General features: G+C 55.2%; 16 protein-coding genes. 9 read left to right on the top strand and 7 right to left on the bottom strand.

What is annotated here, in order from left to right:
* Window positions 1-98: 98 nt before the first annotated feature.
* On the top strand, window positions 99-2,570 hold the full coding sequence (locus IEV88_RS10365; RefSeq protein ID WP_188158515.1) for a glycoside hydrolase family 2 TIM barrel-domain containing protein: 2,472 nt from the start codon (window positions 99-101) through the stop codon (window positions 2,568-2,570).
* Between the two features lie 390 nt (window positions 2,571-2,960).
* Here IEV88_RS10365 and IEV88_RS10360 read toward each other — a convergent pair whose 3' ends face one another.
* From IEV88_RS10360 to IEV88_RS10350, 3 genes are all read right to left on the bottom strand, one after another.
* Window positions 2,961-4,547: a sulfatase family protein gene (locus tag IEV88_RS10360; RefSeq protein ID WP_188158516.1), complete on the bottom strand. Its 1,587-nt coding sequence runs from the start codon at window positions 4,545-4,547 to the stop codon at window positions 2,961-2,963.
* A 60-nt stretch (window positions 4,548-4,607) separates the two neighbouring features.
* Window positions 4,608-6,074 carry a sulfatase-like hydrolase/transferase gene (locus IEV88_RS10355; RefSeq protein ID WP_188158517.1) on the bottom strand — a complete coding sequence of 489 codons (1,467 nt, stop codon included), beginning with the start codon at window positions 6,072-6,074 and terminating at the stop codon, window positions 4,608-4,610.
* 127 nt (window positions 6,075-6,201) lie between these two features.
* Window positions 6,202-6,978 carry an IclR family transcriptional regulator gene (locus IEV88_RS10350; RefSeq protein WP_188158518.1) on the bottom strand — a complete coding sequence of 259 codons (777 nt, stop codon included), beginning with the start codon at window positions 6,976-6,978 and terminating at the stop codon, window positions 6,202-6,204.
* Between the two features lie 149 nt (window positions 6,979-7,127).
* Here IEV88_RS10350 and IEV88_RS10345 point away from each other — a divergent pair, with 149 nt between their 5' ends.
* The 3 genes from IEV88_RS10345 to IEV88_RS10335 are packed head-to-tail and all read left to right on the top strand — an operon-like array spanning window position 7,128 to window position 11,988.
* Window positions 7,128-8,282: a putative glycoside hydrolase gene (locus IEV88_RS10345; protein ID WP_188158519.1), complete on the top strand. Its 1,155-nt coding sequence runs from the start codon at window positions 7,128-7,130 to the stop codon at window positions 8,280-8,282.
* Between the two features lie 36 nt (window positions 8,283-8,318).
* Window positions 8,319-10,124 carry an alpha-L-fucosidase gene (locus IEV88_RS10340; protein ID WP_188158520.1) on the top strand — a complete coding sequence of 602 codons (1,806 nt, stop codon included), beginning with the start codon at window positions 8,319-8,321 and terminating at the stop codon, window positions 10,122-10,124.
* On the top strand, window positions 10,117-11,988 hold the full coding sequence (locus IEV88_RS10335; RefSeq protein ID WP_188158521.1) for an arylsulfatase: 1,872 nt from the start codon (window positions 10,117-10,119) through the stop codon (window positions 11,986-11,988). The genes IEV88_RS10340 and IEV88_RS10335 overlap by 8 nt, the downstream gene beginning before the upstream one ends.
* Window positions 11,989-12,080: 92 nt before the next feature.
* On the opposite strand, the gene IEV88_RS10330 is transcribed toward IEV88_RS10335, so the two are convergent.
* From IEV88_RS10330 to IEV88_RS10315, 4 genes are read right to left on the bottom strand one after another with little or no spacing between them, the layout of a single operon-like run.
* The gene (locus IEV88_RS10330) at window positions 12,081-12,932 is read right to left on the bottom strand and encodes a fumarylacetoacetate hydrolase family protein (protein WP_188158522.1); all 852 of its coding nucleotides are present in this window, start codon (window positions 12,930-12,932) and stop codon (window positions 12,081-12,083) included.
* A gap of 11 nt (window positions 12,933-12,943) precedes the next feature.
* Complete coding sequence (locus IEV88_RS10325) at window positions 12,944-13,672, bottom strand: SDR family oxidoreductase (protein WP_188158523.1); 729 nt, start codon at window positions 13,670-13,672, stop codon at window positions 12,944-12,946.
* Window positions 13,669-14,520 carry an amidohydrolase family protein gene (locus tag IEV88_RS10320; RefSeq protein WP_188158524.1) on the bottom strand — a complete coding sequence of 284 codons (852 nt, stop codon included), beginning with the start codon at window positions 14,518-14,520 and terminating at the stop codon, window positions 13,669-13,671. The genes IEV88_RS10325 and IEV88_RS10320 overlap by 4 nt, the downstream gene beginning before the upstream one ends.
* Window positions 14,517-15,539, bottom strand: coding sequence for an aldo/keto reductase (locus tag IEV88_RS10315; RefSeq protein ID WP_188158525.1), 1,023 nt, complete (start codon window positions 15,537-15,539; stop codon window positions 14,517-14,519). Before IEV88_RS10315 ends, IEV88_RS10320 begins: the two co-directional genes overlap by 4 nt.
* A gap of 125 nt (window positions 15,540-15,664) precedes the next feature.
* Here IEV88_RS10315 and IEV88_RS10310 point away from each other — a divergent pair, with 125 nt between their 5' ends.
* Genes IEV88_RS10310 through IEV88_RS10290 form a run of 5 tightly spaced genes read left to right on the top strand, consistent with a single transcriptional unit; the run spans window position 15,665 to window position 20,113 of the window.
* A complete protein-coding gene (locus tag IEV88_RS10310) occupies window positions 15,665-15,994 on the top strand; it encodes an L-rhamnose mutarotase (protein WP_188158526.1) in 330 nt (109 codons plus the stop codon).
* Window positions 15,987-16,316 (top strand): UxaA family hydrolase, encoded by a 330-nt coding sequence (locus IEV88_RS10305; RefSeq protein WP_188158527.1) that lies wholly within the window; start codon window positions 15,987-15,989, stop codon window positions 16,314-16,316. The genes IEV88_RS10310 and IEV88_RS10305 overlap by 8 nt, the downstream gene beginning before the upstream one ends.
* On the top strand, window positions 16,313-17,533 hold the full coding sequence (locus IEV88_RS10300; RefSeq protein WP_188158528.1) for a UxaA family hydrolase: 1,221 nt from the start codon (window positions 16,313-16,315) through the stop codon (window positions 17,531-17,533). The genes IEV88_RS10305 and IEV88_RS10300 overlap by 4 nt, the downstream gene beginning before the upstream one ends.
* A gap of 2 nt (window positions 17,534-17,535) precedes the next feature.
* Complete coding sequence (locus tag IEV88_RS10295) at window positions 17,536-18,729, top strand: alpha-hydroxy acid oxidase (protein ID WP_188158529.1); 1,194 nt, start codon at window positions 17,536-17,538, stop codon at window positions 18,727-18,729.
* 58 nt (window positions 18,730-18,787) lie between these two features.
* Window positions 18,788-20,113, top strand: a complete 1,326-nt coding sequence (locus tag IEV88_RS10290; protein WP_188158530.1) for an alpha/beta hydrolase family protein — start codon at window positions 18,788-18,790, stop codon at window positions 20,111-20,113.
* Window positions 20,114-20,232 lie beyond the last annotated feature (119 nt).

Genomic DNA, 20,232 nt, shown 5'->3' with positions numbered 1-20,232 from the left:
CTCCCGGCAAGGGGTACTGTTTGCCGGAGGGGCTTTCGGGAGCGCATTCTGATTTGTCCCTGGCAGAAAAGAATTGCATGTAGCATGAAGGAACGGACATGAAGAGACGTCACTACACGGCATCAATTGCCGCGATCGCTTTCCTGGCTTCGTCGCCGGCGTACGGATCGACTGGTGAGCGTGTCTTGTTCAACGAAGACTGGGAATTCGTGCGGGCAACCCATCAACCCGCATCCGAGATGCCGCCCCATGATGCTGACTGGAAAACCGTGGATCTGCCTCACGATTGGGCTATCGAAGGGCCTTTTGACATCCGCTTCAATGCGCGCACTGGTGGACTGCCCATCGTGGGCACCGGTTGGTACCGCAAGCAGTTCACCTTGCCGGCGAACGTCTCCGAGAAGATTGTTTCCGTCGAGTTCGACGGTGCGATGGAGAACAGTCAGGTCTGGGTCAACGGCACATTCGTGGGCGAGCGGCCGAACGGATATGTCGGCTTCGAATATGATATATCCGACCTTGTGAAACCCGGCGATGAGAACACTATCACTGTCAGGTTGTCACCAAAAGATTTTGGGTCGCGATGGTATTCGGGGGCGGGGCTGTATCGCGACGTCTGGCTGGAAGTAGACGAGCCGGTACATCTGAACGACACGGAAACAGTGATTACGACGCCGATAATGGGGGAAAACGAAGCGATTGTTTCCATCATCGCCGTCATCGACAACGAGCATGGTGCTGGCGACCTTACGCAACTTGTTGCCACTGCTCTTGACGCTGACGGGGAAGAGGTCGCTCGCTCGACAACAAACCTTCCCGGCAGCGACTTTTCAGGCCCACTGGACGTCGATCTGACTGTTCAGGCCCCGCGCATGTGGGGCATCGAGGACCCGTATCTCTACCGCGTTGAGCTGGTGCTCGAGAAAGAGGGAGTGCAAATCGACAGGAGTGAATTTCCACTCGGGTTCCGGACCATAGAATTCACGAAAGACGCCGGGTTCTTTCTGAATGGACGTCGCGTTCAATTGCAGGGCGTTTGTCTTCATCATGACAATGGACCACTCGGCGCTGTTGCAAACCGCCGGGCAATAGAACGCAAGCTGCAAGTCATGAAGGACATGGGAGCAAACTCTGTCCGCACGACCCATAACATGCCGTCGCCGATACTTGTCGAGCTTGCCGACGAAATGGGATTGCTTGTTATTGCCGAGGCCTTTGACGTGTGGAAGCTTCCCAAGCGCGGCGCCGGCCAAAGCTATAATATCCATTTCGACGAATGGCACGAACGCGATCTGTCAGCAATGATCAAGCAGTTCCGAAACAACCCATCGGTAATCATGTGGAGTATCGGCAACGAAATAATGGAACAAAGTGCGGATGATGGCTGGGAAACAGGCAGGATGCTGTCACAGATCGCCAAACAACATGACACAACAAGGCCGACGACAGCGGGGTTCAACCACTATCCGGCTGCATTAGAGAAGGGTCTGGCTGCAGAGGTTGATATTGTAGGTTTGAATTATACGCCGATGCATTATGAAGAGGTCCGGGAGTCTTATCCGGACATGATTGTTTACGGCAGCGAAACAGCGTCCACAACGAGTTCGCGCGGCACGTATCACCTGCCACTGGAGACTTATGAAAAGCATCCAACCTATCGCCTCACGGAATACGATCTGATAGGGCCGCCATGGGCCTACCCACCGGATATTGAATGGCACTTTCTGGAAAAGACGGACTCGATTCTCGGTGAGTATATGTGGACGGGAATAGATTATATCGGCGAGCCCACCCCATATGGCGGCAGTGACAACTTCACCAATGGTTATTGGAATGATGACTGGCCGGCCCGCAGCTCCTATTTTGGAGCTGTCGATCTGGCAGGATTTCCAAAAGACAGATTCTATCTTTATCAAAGCCAGTGGTCGACGAAGCCAATGGTGCATGTTTTGCCGCACTGGAACTGGGAAGGGCGTTTAGGGCAGGAGATTCCTGTCATGGCCTATACAAATGCCGAGGTGGTCGAGTTGTTCCTGAATGGGAAATCCCTCGGCAAGCGGAGAAAAGGTGTCGACCTTGTGTCGTTGCCGATCAACTCAAGTCGCCTCGACGCCGACTATTTTGAGTCCCCCTATCGCGTCTCCTGGAACGTCGCCTACGAGCCGGGTGAGCTGCGTGTCGTCGCGTATACGGACGGAAAAAAGGTGGCGGAGAAGACTGTCAGCACGGCTGAAACACCAGTCAGGATTTCTCTCTCGGCAGACCGCAAGACGATTTCTGCAGACGGCCAGGATCTCGCCTATGTCACGGTTACAGTGGTCGATGAGAACGGTAACCCTGACCCTACTGCTGAACCAATGATTGATTTCGAGATAGAAGGAGCGGGCAGATTGGCGGCCGTTGGAAATGGCGATGCTGCCTCGCTCGAACCATTCATCGCGAAAAGAAGAAGACTGTTTAACGGGAAGGCAATTGCCATCATCCAGGCCGATAGCTCACCGGGGAAAATTATGTTGCGCGCCCATGGGGACCGTCTTGAGCCGGCGGAAATTATCATCTCTTCCAACTGAGTCGGTTCAAGGTGTTGATCAAGAGTTTTCAATATTGGAACGCTGACGGTTCAGGAAACGATCAGCGTCAAAATTTATGTTTCATTCGGCGTCGGGACGCCATGGCAGGGGCCCTGTACCGGTCAAAGGCTGAAGGAACTCGGCATCCGTTTCACCGTACCAGTCATGCAGTTCTCTTTGCAGCTGCCGTGCTTCGCCGGGCATCGCTGAGGACAAATCGGTTCGTTCCCCAGGATCGGTGCCTAGGTCGAACAGATGTGTCGCTCCGTCCTCAAATCGTTCCACCAATTTTAAATCCCCGGTTCTGATAGCGGCGCCGGTGACTGGAAAAAGTCATCTTGAAAAACTTGTGTACAGAGAGAAAGGAAAACTGGGCTTTTATCCGACAAGCTAGGGGCTGTTTGATCGCTGGCGGATCGCGTCTATCGCACGCTGCATCTCTTCAACGATTTCCGGATGTTCAGCGGCGATATCAACTCTTTCGCCCAAATCGTTAGATAAGTCGTATAGTTGAGGCTCAACGCTTTGACCGGTTTCGACACCCTTTTTCTGCTCGATGGCCTGTAAAGAGGGCGATAGGGCCGGTACAGGGGATATGTATTTGTATCTTGCGCTCCGCAACGAGTCCGGGCCAAGGGATTGTTTGAAAAGCGTGATACGCCCCTGCCGGGAGTTTCCCAGCAAGGCATCCAGGACATTCTCGCTATCTATCGCCTCGGTTGGTCTCAATTCCGACCCTACAAGCGCCGCGAAGGAAGCATAGAAATCTACCTGAGACACAAGAGCGTCGCTAATCGCAGGGTCTACAGCTCCCGGCCAGGTCAACAGTGTCGGCACACGGGCGCCTGCTTCGAACGCACTGTATTTGCCCCCCCTTAATGGACCAGCGGGCTTGTGATCGCCCAGTAATTCCACGGATCGATCTTCGTACCCATCATTGAGAACAGGACCATTGTCACTGCTGAACACGATCAGCGTGTCTTCCTCGATACCAAGTCTGCGAAGCTCGGCAACAATCTGCCCGGTCATCCAATCCAGTTGCACGATAGCATCACCGCGTGCGCCAAGCTGTGTAGATCCCTGGAATCTCTTGTGTGGCAGGCGTGGAACATGCGGGTCGTGGAAAGGGAAATATAGAAAAAAGGGCCCTTCCTTGTTTGCACGGATAAAATCAATGGCCTTGCCCGTGAAGATATCGGGAAAATCCTCGTCGACCCATTCCGCAGCCTTGCCTCCCTCCATGTAACCAATGCGGGAGATGCCGTTGACGATCGACCCGGAATGCAACTTGTCTGCACCCTGTCTCAAGAGGTCGGGATTCTCGTAACCAACCGGTCGATCTCCAATTTTCTCCTGGTAGCTGACTTGCAGGGGGTCATCGGCTTCAAGGCCGACGACATGGTGATTCTCGACATAAACCGTGGGGACGCGATCCCCCGTCGCCGGTAACAGAAATGAATAGTCAAATCCAACCTCCAGCGGTCCAGGCTTGACCGGACCGTTCCAGTCGACATTGTCGTCCCCAAGCCCCAAATGCCACTTCCCGACAACAGCGGTAGTGTAGCCTCTGCTTTTGAGCATGCTGGCAAGGGTGGGCTGCCCCGGGCGTATCAGTGCCGGCGCATCACCGCGCAAGATCTGCGCCTGCCTGCGAAATGCGTATTCGCCGGTCAGCAGCGAATAGCGCGACGGCGTGCATGTCGCCGCCGAGGCGTGGGCATCCATGAATTGAATTCCCGACTTTGCAAGAGCATCAATATTCGGCGTGGATATCGCAGTCGCACCATAAGCCCCGATATCGCCGTAACCCAAATCATCCGCATACATTATGATAATATTTGGCAAGCGGTGCTCTGCCCGTTCAGGTGACGCGGAGCAAGCTGACGCCGCAATCAGTGTGAAAGCGATTATGCTGAGTACATACACAATCGCCGGGATGCGAAATCCAATTGTGTTTTCTAAGAGATTATTGGACATGGTTTCCGTCACTCCCTCCATTTCTTCAGCGCTCTGCGAACCAGTGCGGCTGGTTCCGGCCTATTCAACTGAGAGCGGCGGCGATCGCCAGGACTTCTTGCCGGTGTGGGGCATTGCCTTGTCGTGATCCGGCACTTTGGAGTTATACCAACCCATCAGCTGCTGCGTCATGATTTCCAGCCGGGCAGTTTCATAGTCCGCGACATTGCCGGTCTCATCCGGGTACCGGGCCAGATTGTAGAGTTCGACGCGGCTGCCATCCGGATTCATCAAGAGTTTCCAGTCGCCATCCCGCATCGCAAGGCGTGGTGATCTCTGGATATCACGGCCCCAACTGCCGGCGCGATATTCCCAGAACAGCGGAGAAGAGCGCTCGCCAGTACCGGTTCGAAGTGCAGCACTGAGATCCTCGCCATCATTGGCGGGCAATTGTGCATTCAGACCCGCCAAGCCTGTCAGGGTTGCCATCATGTCGATACTGCTGAGGACGGTTTCGACATTGATTGTGTCCGCCGGAACCTGCCCAGGCCAGCGCACAATGAACGGGACCCGAATACCACCTTCATACAGCGAACCCTTGGTGCCCCGAAACGGTCCTGCCTGGCCGGCACCAGCATGCCCGGTGCCCAGGGACCAGAGCGGCGAGGGGCCGTTATCACTGGTGAAAACGACTATCGTGTTGTCCTCAAGGCCTTCCGCCTCCAGATAATCAAACAGCTTGCCTATCTGGGTATCGATATTCGTCAGGCTCGCATAGTAAACCGTTTCGGAACTTTTCAGGCGATCGACAACATTCGGGTGGGTATAATAAAGATAGGGCTCCATTTGTTCCGGAGTCGGATCAAGAACCGAATGCGGTTCCAGTGTCCATAGAGAAACGAAGAACGGTCCTTCCTTGTTGGCTGCGATAAAATCAATCGAGTTTTCAACAATGACTTGTGTAGAATCCGAACGTGGCAGCTTGTTCGGAGTATCAACATCGCCCAACGTGTCTTCGACGACTATTGCCGCCCCGCGACGCAATGGTGCTCCGGTGCTGTTCGTCGTGGCGCTGACATCAATGCCATAGGCTTCCGGCGGCGGGGCTGTGCCAGCATCGACTTTTCCGCCGAGATGCCATTTGCCGAAATGGCCGACCGTATATCCAGCGTCACGGAAGACGTCATACAGAGTAGTCTGGTCAGCGTCGAACCAGGGTCGGGAATTCAGGAACGCGCCTCCCGGACCCCCGATCGCATAATGGATGCCGGTCTCAGGTGCGAAACGGCCCGAGAGAATTGACGCCCGACTTGGCGAGCAGACCGGTGAGCCGGCGTAGAATTGTGTAAACAGCATGCCCTCCCTGGCGAGGGCGTCGAGGTGGGGGGTCTTTACGCGGTCGTGACCGTAGGCCGCGAGATCACCCCATCCTTGATCATCAGTCAGGATATAGACGATGTTGGGTAGCTTATTGTCGCTGGCCTGCGCTGCGGGAAGCGGCATCGCCATGGCCAGAAAAATCACCCCACCAAGAAGTCTGAAAGACATGGTATCCTCCTCGAACAAGCTTGCTTCGTATTTGAGCGCCTGTTTCCTTGGTGATACCATACTGATCTGCTCTAAAAGCACAACCTCCGAGTTCGGCGACCAGTATGATGTGGCAAGACTCGATTGCTTACCCGGAGGCCGCAGAAACTTCCCGGGAAATCGCGCCGGCGCATTCGATGATCAATTCAATCGGAAGTCCGACGTCGTCCCCCGCGTCGATCCGAGATACGCAGGGAGACGTCAAGGACGCTATTGCGCGCCCGCCGCGCATGATAGGCGCGCCAAGGTCTGTAACGCCACGAATGAAATTACTTTCGCGGGCCAGATATCCTTGCTTTCTTGCCTGCTCCGCCTTGGCGGCCAGGGATTTGCGGTTGAGGCGGGGCTTCAGGTTTTCCATCTCCTTGACCCAGGCCTTCTGTACGTCGGCAGGTTGGTGGGCGTACAGAATGATGCCGGAATTGGAATGATGCATTGCCTGCCGGTGACCGACACGGACGGCGAAGTTGACCGGGCCTGTGCCCTCGATCCTGGCGATCACGACAATCTCGCCGTCAAATGGAATGGCGAGGTGGCACGATTGGTTGGCGATCAACACAAAACGGCGCATTTCGGGCAGAGCCGCTTCCAGCAGGGTCGTGACTGGTGGTTGTTCTAGCCCAAGTGTGAAGAGCTTGTTGGTTATTTCGTAGCCATCATCGGAAGCGCTGCGGCGGATATAGCCCAGGGTCTCGAGGTCCTGGACCATCCGGAATATCTCGCTACGGGACCGCTCTATTCGTTCTGAGATACCGCTCAAGGTGAACGGTCGAGGGGCTGAGGCAAGCAGTTCGAGAATTTCCAACCCTTTTGCTAGAGCGGGAGCTTTGTAACGGGGTTTCTGTGTACCCTTTGATTCGGTCATCGTTTGCGTGCCATTTCATTCTGGAATGCGAAGGTTCTCTGTTTAGCGTGCGTCAGAATTTTTGCAAATGGACCTTGTCACGGACAAGATCTTGTGGTTGTTTTAAATACAAAACAACGTAAGAAAAATGAAACAGAATAGGGTCGACTATGCTCTCGCGCTTTTTTCTGTCGGCAATGATGGTCGCATCGGTTGCGCAAGCATATTTTTCAGGTGCGTCCGCCCAGCCGACATTCTCTTGGGAGACGGTACCATTATATGCACATCTCGGTGATAATGACGGGCTGAGCGAAGAGGAGGTTGCCTTTCTCGCCTCAAACTTTCATTTCGTCACCCTGGAGAAAATGCACGCGCTTGATCACTACCCGGACAATGAATCCGCAGCGCGAGCAGAGGCTGCGCGTTTGAAGGCAGTCAATCCGGACTTGAAAGTTCTCTATTACTGGAACTTCTTGCTGGACTATCCGGGGTACAAGGCCTCTGCAGACCGGGGCACCGAGCCCAAATATTTCCTGCATGACACACAAGGCAATCTTTCCCTGAAATCGGACAAGTTGCGGCGCTATGATGTTTCAAGTCCCGACTGGCAGGATTGGTGGATCGAGGCCGCTGCAGAAATGCTTGCTACGGATGAGTTTGACGGGATCTTTGTCGATGCCTTGCCTCAGATCGCGCTGAAGGCTGAGCTGGCGAGCGACATGTGGGGCGCTGACAAGGCTGCGCAGATCGAGGCGGCCATTAATCCTGCGCTGCACAAGCTCAGGCAAAAAATCGGTTCCGACGAGCTGGTTATCTATAATGGTATTCGCTCTGTAGCGAATGGCTGGGACCATGGCGGCCTGAAGTATCTTGAACACACTGACGGGGTGATCGTAGAGCATTTCGACCTGTTTCAGAGTACGGCTACAGAGCAGGTACTTCAGGACATCCAGCGGATGATTGCAACCGGCGAGCAGGGCAAGATCGTCATTTTGAAAGCGTTCCCGGGATTCACATGGCTCGACGACTCTATCCGGGATACGCCTCATGAAGAGCTGTACGCCTTGGCAAGGGAGCGGATAGACTATCCGTTGGCGGCGTTTCTGATCATCGCCAATGAGTACTCCTATTTCAACTACAGCTGGGGGTATCGCGCCGAACACGGTAATCTCGACTGGTATCCGGAATTTGACAAGCCGTTGGGCAAACCTCTTGGACCAGCGAAGCGCACAGGCCTGACCTTCAGGCGTGAATACGAACACGCGTCGGTAATTCTCGATATCGATGCCCGTTCGGGTCAGGTCAGATGGCGTGGTAGTGAGTAAGAATACGACCAATTACTCTAAAAAATAAGGGATGTCATGAAACTCAAAAATGTAATTTCGGTACTGGTACTGTCACTGCTGCCGACAACGGTCGTCTTGGCGCAGGCGCCGGAGGACGGAGACGTTTCTATTGTCCAAAATGACTCGGACGGACCGAGTGTGGAATGGTTTCGCGATGCGAAGTTCGGCATGTTCGTTCACTGGGGTGTGTCCTCACAGACGGGCGGTCAGTGGCGGGGCGAAAATTATTACGGTATTACCGAATGGCTCTGGCGCCGCTCCGAAGCATCCCGCGAAGACTATCTGGGTCTTCTCGATACGTTCGATCCACAGGGATTTGATGCTGACGAGTGGGTTTCTCTTGCGAAGGAAGCCGGTGCGAAATACATCGTCGTCACCGCCAAGCATCATGATGGCGTTGCGATGTTCGACACTGACTTCAGCGACTATGACGTCACTGACGGCGCCCCATTCGGTCGGGACCCGATGAAAGAGCTGTCCATCGCGGCCGAGAAGGAAGGTATCAGGCTGGGCTTCTACTATTCCCAGTTTCAGGATTGGGAGCATCCGGATGGCGGGGGCAATGAGTGGGAGTATGACCCTGCAGGAAAGGATTTTTCCGTATACCAGCAGGAGAAGGCGATCCCCCAGCTCGATGAGCTTTTGACAAACTATGGCGATGTCGCCCTGATCTGGTTCGATACGCCGGGCGACTCTACGCTTGAAAGCGCCCGGCAGTTTGTCGATTTTGTTCGCGAACGACAGCCGGATACCCTGATCTCGAGTCGCATTGGTCACGGTCTGGGGGACTATCAGAACTACAGGGATAGCGAAATTCCCGTTGTTCACGAATCGTCCAGACCATTCGAGGCCATCTTTCCGCATAATGAGAGTTGGGGGTATACAGCCCTCGATACCAATTTCAAATCGACGACCGAGTTACTGCATATCCTTGCCGACGTTGCCTCCAAGGGCGGGAATTTTCTTCTCAATGTCGGCCCTGACGGCAATGGGAAGATCCCTGAGGCCTCGGTCAATCGCTTTCGCGAAATCGGTAAATGGATGGATGTCAACGGCGAGAGTATCTATGGCACCTCCGCATCGCCCTTTGCCCCGGTTCCCTGGGGTACCGTAACCCAGCGCGATGGAGCGGTTTACCTGCACGTCCTGGAAGCGCCCGCGAGCCGGGAGATCTTCTTGCCCTCGGGTGATCTGAACATTCGCCAGGCGAAGTTGCTGGCGACTGGCAAGCGTCTGAGCGTCACTACTGTGGAGGGTGGGCTTAAGATCGGACTGCCCGATGACATGCCCGATTCACGCAATAGCGTTGTTGCACTTTACCATAATGATGGCCTGCTGGACACGGCATCGATCGAGGAGCGCCGCATCATCACTGTCTCGAGTGAATATGAAGCGACCGAACTTGAACCCGAAATGGCAACATTTGGCGGCAATGTAGAACTAGAGGATCGCCGCTACTGGCATAATTTCGGTGAATGGAAACATTTCCCGTCCGTCAAGGGGATCCGAGAGCCTGATGACACTCTCAGCTGGCAGCTCCGTGTCCTTGATCCAGGCCAGTACACCGTGACGGTCAGATATTCCGCTGATGCAAGCGAGGCCGGTCAGGAGGGGGTCGTCGAGGTTGCGGGTCAAAGCAGGATATTCCGTGTCCTGGAGACAGGAGAATTCGAGTTCGACAGGCCGGTCGCAACCTTTTCGCATCATATCGGCACGATTGAGTTCACCGAACCAGGGGACTACTCGATCGTTCTGCGCCCGGCACAGGTCGGCACAGAGTTGATGAAGTTCCGCCAGATTGAGATATTGCCACATGACTGACCTTATGAAAAAAATCACCGCTTTCACGTTCGGCCTTGTCATCAGTGCCTGCGCAGCATCCGAACAGCCGGCAGATGCGATCTCAGCGCAAACTAGCGAGAACGCCGGGGAAGCGCCGCACGTTGTTCTGATCATGACGGATGATCAGGGCTATGGCGATGTTGGCTATACCGGCAATCCGCTGATCCGTACCCCGCATATCGATGCCTTGGCCGGTGAGTCCGCGCGCTTCACCGATTTCCACGTCGATCCCACATGCTCACCGACCAGAGCTGCGCTCATGACGGGGCAGAACTCCCTTCGTGCTGGCGTATGGCATACGATCATGGGGCGTTCGCTGCTGCCAACAGAGCAGGTGACGATTGCAGAAGTCTTACAGGGGGCCGGATATGCCACCGGCATTTTCGGCAAGTGGCATCTTGGCGACAACTATCCCTTCCGTCCGGAAGATCAGGGCTTTGAACATACTGTCATCCATGGTGGTGGCGGGGTCGGCCAAACACCTGATTATTGGGGCAACACCCAGTTTGACGATACCTATTTTGTAAATTCGGAGCCGGTTGGGTTTACTGGTAATTCCACCGATGTCTGGTTCGATGAGGCCGAGAAATTCATTACCGGCGCGGCTGAAGAAGGGCGCCCGTCATTCACCTATCTCTCCCTGAACGCGCCTCATCGGCCGTGGCGGGCACCCGATGAGTATATCGCGCCATATCTTGAAGCCGGCCTGCCCGCACCGATGGCGAAATTCTATGCCATGATCACCCATATTGACGATCGTGTCGGCGCCTTGCGCGAGTATCTCCTGAAGCTGGAAGACGGTCGCGACGTTGTATTCATTTTTATGACCGACAATGGTTCTGCCTTCCACTTCAATGAAACCTATTATCAGGGGAACCCGGAAACTGTCAGTATACAGCTTGCTGGCGATTCCGGCTGGCAGCCCAACGCCGGGATGCGTGGCTACAAGGCCTCTGTTTATGAAGGCGGGCATCGGGTGCCGCTACTGATCTCCGGTCCCGGTATCGAGGGGGGGCGCGATATCGATGTCTTGTCCGCCCATTATGATCTTTACCCGACTCTTCTCGAGCTCGCTGGCTTAGAGGTATCCGGCATGGATATTGATGGCGTATCTCTTGCGCCTGTGCTGCGGGGCGAAGCAGAAGCTGTAGGAGAGCGTGCGATTGTGGTCACGAACCAGCGTGTCTTCGATCCTGATCCGGGCAGGCCAGTGGCTGTCCTTACTGAAGACTGGCGCTATGTCGCCAATGAGCCAACCGGTTCCGAGGCGCTTTTCGCCATTGCCGAAGACCCGGCCCAGCAATCGGACGTAGCCTCCGCTCATCCTGAAGTTATTGCGGAAATGCGTGCCGTTATCGAGACCTGGTGGGATGACGCAGCCGCCACCGGCTTTCCGACCCAGCGCTTGCCTGTCGGAACGCCTGGTGTCGGCACAGTGCGCCTGACTGCGATGGACTGGATGGAAGCGCCATCGACGGATGCTGTGCCATGGTTTCCCGGTTTCCAGCCACCAGCAGCGGAAATCGGTTATGAAAGCTGGTTGCAGCGCGAGGAAGAATTCCCGCCATTACCATGGTATCTGACAGTCGAAACCCCCGGCAGCTATGAGATCGAAGTCTTTGTCCATGACGCACCGGCCGCAATGCCGGCCGGTAAGGACCATGCCATCCTCGAAGTCGATGGACAGCGCCATGTTGTGCCGGTCCATGGCCATGCGTCCAGTGCGCGCTTCACTGTCGACCTGAATGCGGGGGATGCGCGCATGCTGACCTGGTTCGCGGATACACCCGACGGCGATAATCCCCTGCCGGCCATGTATGTCTATGTGACGAAGGTGGACTGATCACCGGCATTCCGATGAAAGAAGAAAGGCCGTGCAGAGTATATCTGCACGGCCTTCAATCCTAGTAAATCCGTCCGGATGCTGAATGCCGGTTACGCGTCCTGCCAGGCGACCACTTCCTGGCGTTGCTGGCCGAGACCATCAATACCCAGTTCCATCACATCGCCCTCTTTCAGATAGACCGGCGGGTCCAGGCCCAGGCCGACACCGAACGGGGTACCCGTGGAGATGATATCGCCAGGCTGCAATGTCATGAAATCGCTCAAATAGCTGATCAAGTGAGCGACACCGAAGACCATGTCACTCGTATTGCTTTCCTGGTAGCGTTTGCCGTTGACTTCGAGCCAAAGCCCGAGTGCCTGCGGGTCGGGGATCTCGTCCTTGGTTACGAGCCAGGGACCGATCGGGCCGAACGTGTCGCAGCTCTTGCCCTTGACCCACTGGCCGCCGCGTTCAAGCTGGAATTCGCGTTCGGAAAGGTCGTTGACCACCAGATAGCCGGCGACATGATCCAGCGCCTCTGCCTCGCTGACATGCTTGGCCGGACGCCCGATAACCACGCCCAGCTCGACTTCCCAGTCTGACTTTTTCGAGTTTCTCGGGATCACGACCTGATCATTCGCGCCAATGATACTGGATGTCGCCTTCATGAACATGACCGGTTCCTTGGGCAGGTCCATGCCACTTTCGGCAGCGTGCCTGGCGTAGTTCAGGCCTATACAGATGAATTTTCCAACACCCGCGACTGCTGGCGCATAACGATCAACATTATGGATCGCAGGCAGACTTGCCAGATCGGCGGCACCGATACGGGAAAGCGCGTCGGGTTCCAGAGCCTCACCGGATATATCGTCAATCAGGCCAGACAGGTTTCGCCAAGTGCCGTTGGCATCAAGGATGCATGGTTTTTCCTTGCCCGGTCGGCCCAGTCTTGAAAATTTCATATGAGTACTCCTTATGCGGTTGTCCAGCCGCCATCGATCGTGAAGATGGCGCCTGTTGTGAATGCAGATTCGTCAGCAGCCAGATAGGCTGCCATGGCGGCAATCTCTTCCGGCTTTCCGAGCCGACCCATGGGCTGACGCGCAATGAACTGTTCGCGTGCCTTTACCGGGTCGTCGAAAGCATTGATGCGATCGTCAAGAGACGGGCTCTGGATGGTGCCGGGGCATATTGCGTTGCAGCGGATACCCTTGCCGACATAATCGACCGCAACGGATTTCGTCATTCCGATAATGGCCGCTTTCGTTACGCCGTAGACAAATCGATTCGGCGCAGCGATGATGCTTGATGCGACTGATGAAATGTTGACGATAGAACCGCTTCCCTGATCCAGCATGCCGGGCAGGACAGCCTTGATCATTTGAAAGGCGCTGGTCACGTTGAGTTTGTGCGAGAACTCCCAGTCACTCTCGCTGCATTCCAGTATCGAGCCGTTGGCGACAAAACCGGCGCAGTTCAGGAGAATGTCGAACGTTTCACCGCCTGCAATCTCCCGGATCTGCTCCTGCGAAGTTACGTCGAGCTGTGTATAGCGGAATGCATTCTCTCCCTTGAACAGGTCCGTTTTCAGGTCTGTTGCCAATACATCGGCCCCTTCATCGGCGAGGCGTTCGGCAATCGACCGACCGATCCCCTGACCAGCTGCTGTGACAAGCGCCTTCTTTCCGTGTAGTCTTTTCATGGGTTATTTTCCTCGATTATTAATCGGTATACGGTGATAGCATTCCGATAAAATATGTCATTCTGTACGCCCGGCGGCAAAGCCGACAGCCTGGATCTCGATAGCGAGAGCCAGTCTGAATACGAGGCGGCGAGGTTTACGACCGGCCAGTCACTGCCCCAGATCAAGCGTTCAGTACTGAAGTTGGAGATCAGGTGATTGATGACCAGGAAACAATCGTCTGCATGGCTGCTTGCTGGCAATTCGGTCAGTAGGCCCGACAGTTTACACCAGATATTGGTTTTCCGAGCCAGCATCTCGATACCGGCACACCAATCGGTGAACCCCGCACTGGCTATTTGCGGCTTGGCCGCGTGATCGATGACAATACGCACGCTGGGCCAGCGCTCCGCCATTTCCAACAGTACGCCGAGATGACGAGGCTGTACCAATGCGTCAAAGGCGAGCCCGTTCCTGAGTAGCGCGTCGAACACAGGTGAGAAACTGTCGTTGAGGATCCAGTCCGCAGCGTCGATAGCTTGCAGCATGGGTCTGACCCCCTTGAAAAGCGGGTTACGTGCCAAGTCATCGATCTGGTCTGCGGCAAGAGAGGGGATGGAAAAGTCTACCCACCCGACAACACCCGCAACAAAACTCTCGCGTGCAGCGAGGTCGAGAAGATGGCGGGTTTCCTCTAAGGCTGGGGCCGCCTGAACGAGAACGGTGGCAACAACGCCGTTTTCCGACAGGATCGGGGCGAGATCGGCCGGCTGGAAATCTCGGTAAATCGCCGTCAGATCAGGCGTCGGCCAATTGAACCATGGCGTTGTCCGATCCCAGAAATGCTGGTGACTATCTATTATCTTCATGACAGGCGGATACTCCGGTCATCCGTAATCTCTTCGATCTGTGCCCAGATTTCGTCGCCGATCTCTTGACGGAACCACCGTGTTGAGCTTTCGACATAACGAGCGTTCGACATGCCGGTGACCACGCTTGCAACACATGGCGCGCGCAGGGGGAACTGGAGGGCGGCTGCCTGGGCCTCGATGTCCCTCTTGGTCAGTTCGTCGAACAGGGTCTGGGCCTTTTGCAGAACATCTGCAGGCGGTGATTCGTAATTGTAATGCGTGGTGGTGTCCGGACGCCGGGCGAGCAGGCCCGAGTTGAACGGGGCGGCCGATACGACCGAAATGTTCCGCTTTTCACACGCCGGGAACAATTCACGTGAAGCTTCGCGTTCGAGCAAGGTATGACGGCCGGCAAGCATGAACACGTCGGGATCATGATAGGCCAGCAAATCCTTGCAGACCTGCCACTCATTGACGCCAAGCCCTATGGCTTTGACCGCGCCCGACTCCTTCAGCTTCATCATGGCCGGAATGCCCTCCTCCATTGCAAGGCGGAATTGGGCTTCATGCCTGTCCCCGTGGGTCAGGCTGCCGATATCATGCATATAAAGTATATCGACCGGCAGATTTTTCAGGCGAGTCCTGCTTTCCTCGAAAGAGCGCATCACGCCGTCATGGGAGTAGTCGAAAACCTGGGTGAAGGGCAGGGGATCGACAAAACCGTGATCCGGCGGCCCGTCGGCGCCCGATGGTTCGAGAACGCGACCAACCTTTGTTGAAATGACCACGCCTGCGGGCAGCGTGCCACCGAAGAATTCTCCGAATCGTACCTCCGAGAGTCCGTGGCCATAATGTGGAGCCGTGTCAAAATACCGGATGCCGTGATCAAGCGCTGCCTGCATCGCTTCATAGGCCTGAGCATCAGAACCGGCCCGATAAAGATTGCCAACCGCGGCGCCACCAAACCCGAGGGTGCAAATCTCGAGCGTGGTATCGGCAATACGCCGGGCCGGGAGTGGAGTTGTGTTTGCTATCATGCAGGTCACTTAATTGGCTTGACAGGAGTGTTTCTAGGGGATCATATAAGAAACACTGTTTCATACAAGGGCAGTTTTTTGTTAATTCACGATTTCGGGCGAAGCCGAAACCATTATGAGGAATTATGCAGCGCTATGGTTGGGTCATCAGGGTGAAACCTGAAAAGCTTGGCGACTACCGCCGGCTTCACAAACAACCGTGGCCGGAAGTCCTGATGGAAATTTCGGACTGTCATATTCGAAATTATACTATATTCTTGCGCGAACCGGAAAACCTTCTGTTTGGCTATTTCGAATATACCGGCGACGATTTCGACGCCGACATGGCCAGAATGTCAGAGGATCCTCGCACCAGAGAATGGTGGAGCCTAACTGACCCATGCCAGGTGCCGCTCGAAAGTCTTGAAGACGGAGAATGGTGGGCGCCTATGGAGGAGTTGTTTCACCATGACTGATCAATATGATGCGCGACTATTGTTGCTACATCCGGATGATAATGTTTTCGTCACCCGTGCCAAGATCGCGGCCGGGGACTCTCTCTCGATCGCTGGCAACCATATGGCAGTAGCCGCAGCTATTCTGCCTGGTTTCAAGGTCGCCCGCACATCAATCCGGCCCGGTGACAGCATAAAAAAATATGGAGCGCATATTGGTAGTGCCACAGCCCATATTTCTTTGGGTGACGTCGTGCATACGGACAACATGAAAAGTGACTACATTCCAACTTATACGGAAGAAAAAATAACAGAATATACGTCGGGAAGGAAAATATCATGAAGGGATGGGAGAGACCAGATGGCCGCAAAGGAATACGGAATGTCATCGTCGTCGCCTATCTTGTTGAGTGCGCGCATCATGTAGCCCGTGAAATCACAATTCCCTGGCGCGATCAGGATGTGCATTTGATCGGGTTCCCGGGGTGTTACGCGAATCAGTATGCCTACAACATGATGGAGCGATTGAGCACGCATCCGAATGTCGGGGGCGTGGTGCTGGTGTCACTCGGCTGTGAAGGTTTCAACAAGAGAAGTCTTCAGCGAGCAGTCAGTGCATCCGGCCGTCCTGTTGAGACATTGATCATTCAGGGCGACGGCGGTACGCGTTCGACCATTGAAAAGGGTCGCGCCATTGTCGAGAAGATGCGTGCGGTCCTGGATGAACAGCCCACCGTTCACGTCGATCTGTCCGAACTTGTGGTCGGTACCATCTGTGGCGGGTCTGATGGCGCAAGCGGTATAACGGCCAACCCTGCGGTCGGCCGGGCATTTGACAGCCTCGTCGCCGAGGGCGCTACCTGTGTATTCGAGGAAACCGGCGAATTAATCGGTTGTGAGGGGCATATGGCCAGCCGGGCGATTACGGTGGAGCTTGCCGACGAGATCACGCGCAGTGTCGGAAAGGCCGCCCGCTATTACGAGACCCTTGGTCACGGCAGTTTCGCACCAGGCAATGCCGAAGGCGGGCTTACCACCCAGGAAGAAAAAAGCATGGGGGCGTATGCCAAGTCTGGCTCGTCACAGATCAGTGGATTGATCAAGCCGGGCGATCAACCCCCCAGCGGGGGCCTGTTCCTGCTCGATGTCGTTCCCGACGGCGAGGTTCGTTTTGGCTTTCCCAATATTGCCGACAATGCAGAGATCGTTGAGTTGATCGCATGCGGCTGCCAGTTGATCATTTTCACGACCGGGCGCGGCTCGGTTGTGGGGTCGGCAATTTCCCCCGTGATCAAGGTTTGCTCCAACAGCGATACTTACAACCGACTTGCGGAAGACATGGATGTTAATGCCGGCACCGTCCTCGATGGCACGCGGACACTAGATGAGGTCGGCAAGGAGATACTTGACGCTGTCACCTTTGTGGCATCCGGTGGAAAAAGCAGGTCGGAGGAACTTGGGCACCAGGAATTTATCCTGACCTATAAGTCCTTTGAGCCGGTAGGCCCCGCCTGTCTCCCGACATCGCGTATAACTGCACATCACAAGGCCGCAGAGTAGTCATGTTTGCCGGCAACACTGATGATTGGCTGAATATCGAAGATATTCGCAAGGCAGCGAGACGTCGCGCACACCGCATGGTCTTTGACTATATCGATGGCGGTAGCGACGATGAGCGTACTCTTGCGCAGAACCGGGATGATTTTGACGCGCATAATATCTATCACCGTGTCCTGACCGGCCATGACAAGCCCGACACCACGGCGCATTTTCTGGGCCACAAGCTTGATGTCCCGTTCTTCCTGTCACCTGCGGCCGGGAACCGGCTGTTCCATACGGACGGTGAAGCCGGCCCTGCTCTTGCCGCAAGAGATGTTGGTACGGCCTACTCTCTATCCACCCTTTCATCAACTTCGATTGAAGATATTGCGGCGCTAACAGACGGCCCGAAGTTTTTTCAACTCTATGTCTGGAAAGATCGGGGGTTGGTGAAGGCAATGCTCGAACGCGCCAAGGCGTCCGGTTATTCGGTCCTTACGCTGACGGTTGACTTTCCCATTACCGGCTTTCGTGAGCGGGACAAGCGAAACGGTTTCACCATTCCGCCAAAGGTTGGCGTGAAGCAGGCGTGGCATGCGCTGAATGCACCGTTCTGGGTGTGGGATTATTTGACCAAACCTGCCGTGAAATATGCCAATCTCGATGGTGACACGCCAGCGGTCAGCCTGAACCAGTTCGTCTCCGAACAGCTGAACGCAGCCTTTGACTGGCGTGATGCAGAATGGCTACTCGGGGAGTGGGCCGGCAAGACCATGATCAAGGGCGTCGTGCGTTCTGACGATGCAGTTCGTGCCCTTCGTACCGGCTTTGATGCAATTTCAATTTCCAATCATGGTGGCCGTCAGCTCGACGGTTCCCCATCGCCGCTGAGGGCGCTGCCTGCCATTCGTCAGAAAGTAGGTGACGATGCGCCTCTTGTGCTCGATGGTGGTATTCGTCGGGGCACGGACATAATAAAGGCAATTGCTCTGGGGGCCGATATTGTCAGCTTCGCCAGGCCATATCTGTACGGCCTCGCTGCAAATGGCATTCCCGGAGCGCGACACGCCGTGCAGCTGATCGCAGATGCCCTGCGGCGGGATATGGTGCTGGCTGGCGTCAGTTCCATCGGTGAGATAAGCCGGGACCTGCTGCATCCGGAGAGTGTAGACAGGATTCCCGCCGACTCCGACCGTCTTGAAAAAAAAGCGGTATAGGCCTGTTTCCCGCATGAAACCCAGCGAGATCAGTTGGTCCGGATCAGTGGTATCGAGAATGAACCTTCTTCGAATTGCAGTGACCATTCTTGTTTCAGGTCTGTTCGTCAACGTGCCGGCATTTGCCAGTGACCCGAATAATGACCTTGCGGAAGTCGAGCAAAGAATAGCTGACCTTTCCGGTGCCGGTGTGCCAGCCACTTTTGACGTTGTAAAGCGTGAGGACGGACTCACCTCCCTGTTCCTTGAGGGGGAAGATTATATCGACAAGCCGACGCGGATCTTTGGGATATATGGTCTTCCCGAGAATCCCCTGCAAGGCGATGCGATTGCATCCGGCAAGGCGCCCGCAGTGGTCCTGATCCATGGCGGTGGCGGCACGGCATACGCCGAATGGGTTCACAAGTGGAATGCCGCCGGATTTGCAGCACTCAGTATTGCTGTAGAGGGGCAGACGGATCAACGTGATCCTTTGGCGACAGGGCCATCTGAGTTCAGGTGGAAGAAACATCCATGGTCCGGTCCGCAACGCGCCGGAATCTATGTGGACACGCAAGAGCCTGTAGGCGATCAGTGGATGTTTCATGCCGTTGCGGCTGTTGTCCGCGCGAATAACTATCTGCGTAATGACCCAAGAATAGATGCTGGGCACATCGGACTCGTCGGTGTCTCCTGGGGCGGCATCATCACGTCTACCGTCATGGGGTTCGACAATCGCTTCGATTTTGCCATTCCAATTTATGGCACCGGCTACCTTGACGACATTGATAACCAGTACAAGAAGGCCTTGGCCGGAAATGAGGCCTATCGAAAGATATGGGAGCCTGGCCTCAGGCTGGGGAACTTCACCAAGCCGTCGCTGTGGCTCACATGGCGCAATGACCGACATTTCTATCTTGACGCCCAGCGCCGCTCTTACAGCGCAGTTGCCGGGCCGTATGCTGTCTCGATCATCAAGGATATGAGGCACAGTCATGCCGACGCTTGGAACCGGCCGGAGTCCTATGAATTTGCCAAATCCGTCGTCTCGCAGGGACAGCCTTGGGTGCGTACGCTGGCGACGGCTTATGCCGGGGACGGCGAAGCCACATCACACGTGAGCTTTCTCAACAGGGATGATTATCGCGTCTCAGGTGCCGTGATTCATTACACAAACCAGAAAGAACTCGATGCGGCTACTAAATGGAAAGAGGAAGCTATTCTCGATTTTGGTAGTGTGAAAGCCATGCCCGATAAGTACCAGGCCCGTTTCGACAAACTTCCTGCCGACACGACCCACTGGTTCATCAACTACCATGTAGACGTTCAGCCGTATACGGACGGTAATGAGTCCACAAGTTCGGTTGTCGTCAGCAGCACTCTTCACGGTCTTGAGAATGAATGAAGCGGAAAGAATACTCGCAGACCGTTACGGTGATTGTCCCGACATGGCTAGATGGCTGTTCAGGTTTTCGATCCTATTGCCGATCACCCCATAATGATGTGATGGCGAAGGCCGTCAGC

It is taken from the genome of Aquisalinus flavus, from assembly GCF_014640095.1.
Classification (GTDB): Bacteria; Pseudomonadota; Alphaproteobacteria; order Caulobacterales; family Parvularculaceae; genus Aquisalinus; species Aquisalinus flavus.
This window is presented reverse-complemented; position numbering and strand designations above follow the sequence as displayed.

Coding starts and splice junctions, on each gene's coding strand:
- IEV88_RS10360 (WP_188158516.1), bottom strand. CDS start 4,547: ATGTCCAATAATCTCTTAGAAAACACAATTGGATTTCGCATCCCGGCG.
- IEV88_RS10305 (WP_188158527.1), top strand. CDS start 15,987: ATGACTGATCAATATGATGCGCGACTATTGTTGCTACATCCGGATGAT.
- IEV88_RS10355 (WP_188158517.1), bottom strand. CDS start 6,074: ATGTCTTTCAGACTTCTTGGTGGGGTGATTTTTCTGGCCATGGCGATG.
- IEV88_RS10320 (WP_188158524.1), bottom strand. CDS start 14,520: ATGAAGATAATAGATAGTCACCAGCATTTCTGGGATCGGACAACGCCA.
- IEV88_RS10300 (WP_188158528.1), top strand. CDS start 16,313: ATGAAGGGATGGGAGAGACCAGATGGCCGCAAAGGAATACGGAATGTC.
- IEV88_RS10365 (WP_188158515.1), top strand. CDS start 99: ATGAAGAGACGTCACTACACGGCATCAATTGCCGCGATCGCTTTCCTG.
- IEV88_RS10325 (WP_188158523.1), bottom strand. CDS start 13,672: ATGAAAAGACTACACGGAAAGAAGGCGCTTGTCACAGCAGCTGGTCAG.
- IEV88_RS10335 (WP_188158521.1), top strand. CDS start 10,117: ATGACTGACCTTATGAAAAAAATCACCGCTTTCACGTTCGGCCTTGTC.
- IEV88_RS10345 (WP_188158519.1), top strand. CDS start 7,128: ATGCTCTCGCGCTTTTTTCTGTCGGCAATGATGGTCGCATCGGTTGCG.
- IEV88_RS10290 (WP_188158530.1), top strand. CDS start 18,788: ATGAACCTTCTTCGAATTGCAGTGACCATTCTTGTTTCAGGTCTGTTC.
- IEV88_RS10310 (WP_188158526.1), top strand. CDS start 15,665: ATGCAGCGCTATGGTTGGGTCATCAGGGTGAAACCTGAAAAGCTTGGC.
- IEV88_RS10350 (WP_188158518.1), bottom strand. CDS start 6,978: ATGACCGAATCAAAGGGTACACAGAAACCCCGTTACAAAGCTCCCGCT.
- IEV88_RS10340 (WP_188158520.1), top strand. CDS start 8,319: ATGAAACTCAAAAATGTAATTTCGGTACTGGTACTGTCACTGCTGCCG.
- IEV88_RS10295 (WP_188158529.1), top strand. CDS start 17,536: ATGTTTGCCGGCAACACTGATGATTGGCTGAATATCGAAGATATTCGC.
- IEV88_RS10315 (WP_188158525.1), bottom strand. CDS start 15,539: ATGATAGCAAACACAACTCCACTCCCGGCCCGGCGTATTGCCGATACC.
- IEV88_RS10330 (WP_188158522.1), bottom strand. CDS start 12,932: ATGAAATTTTCAAGACTGGGCCGACCGGGCAAGGAAAAACCATGCATC.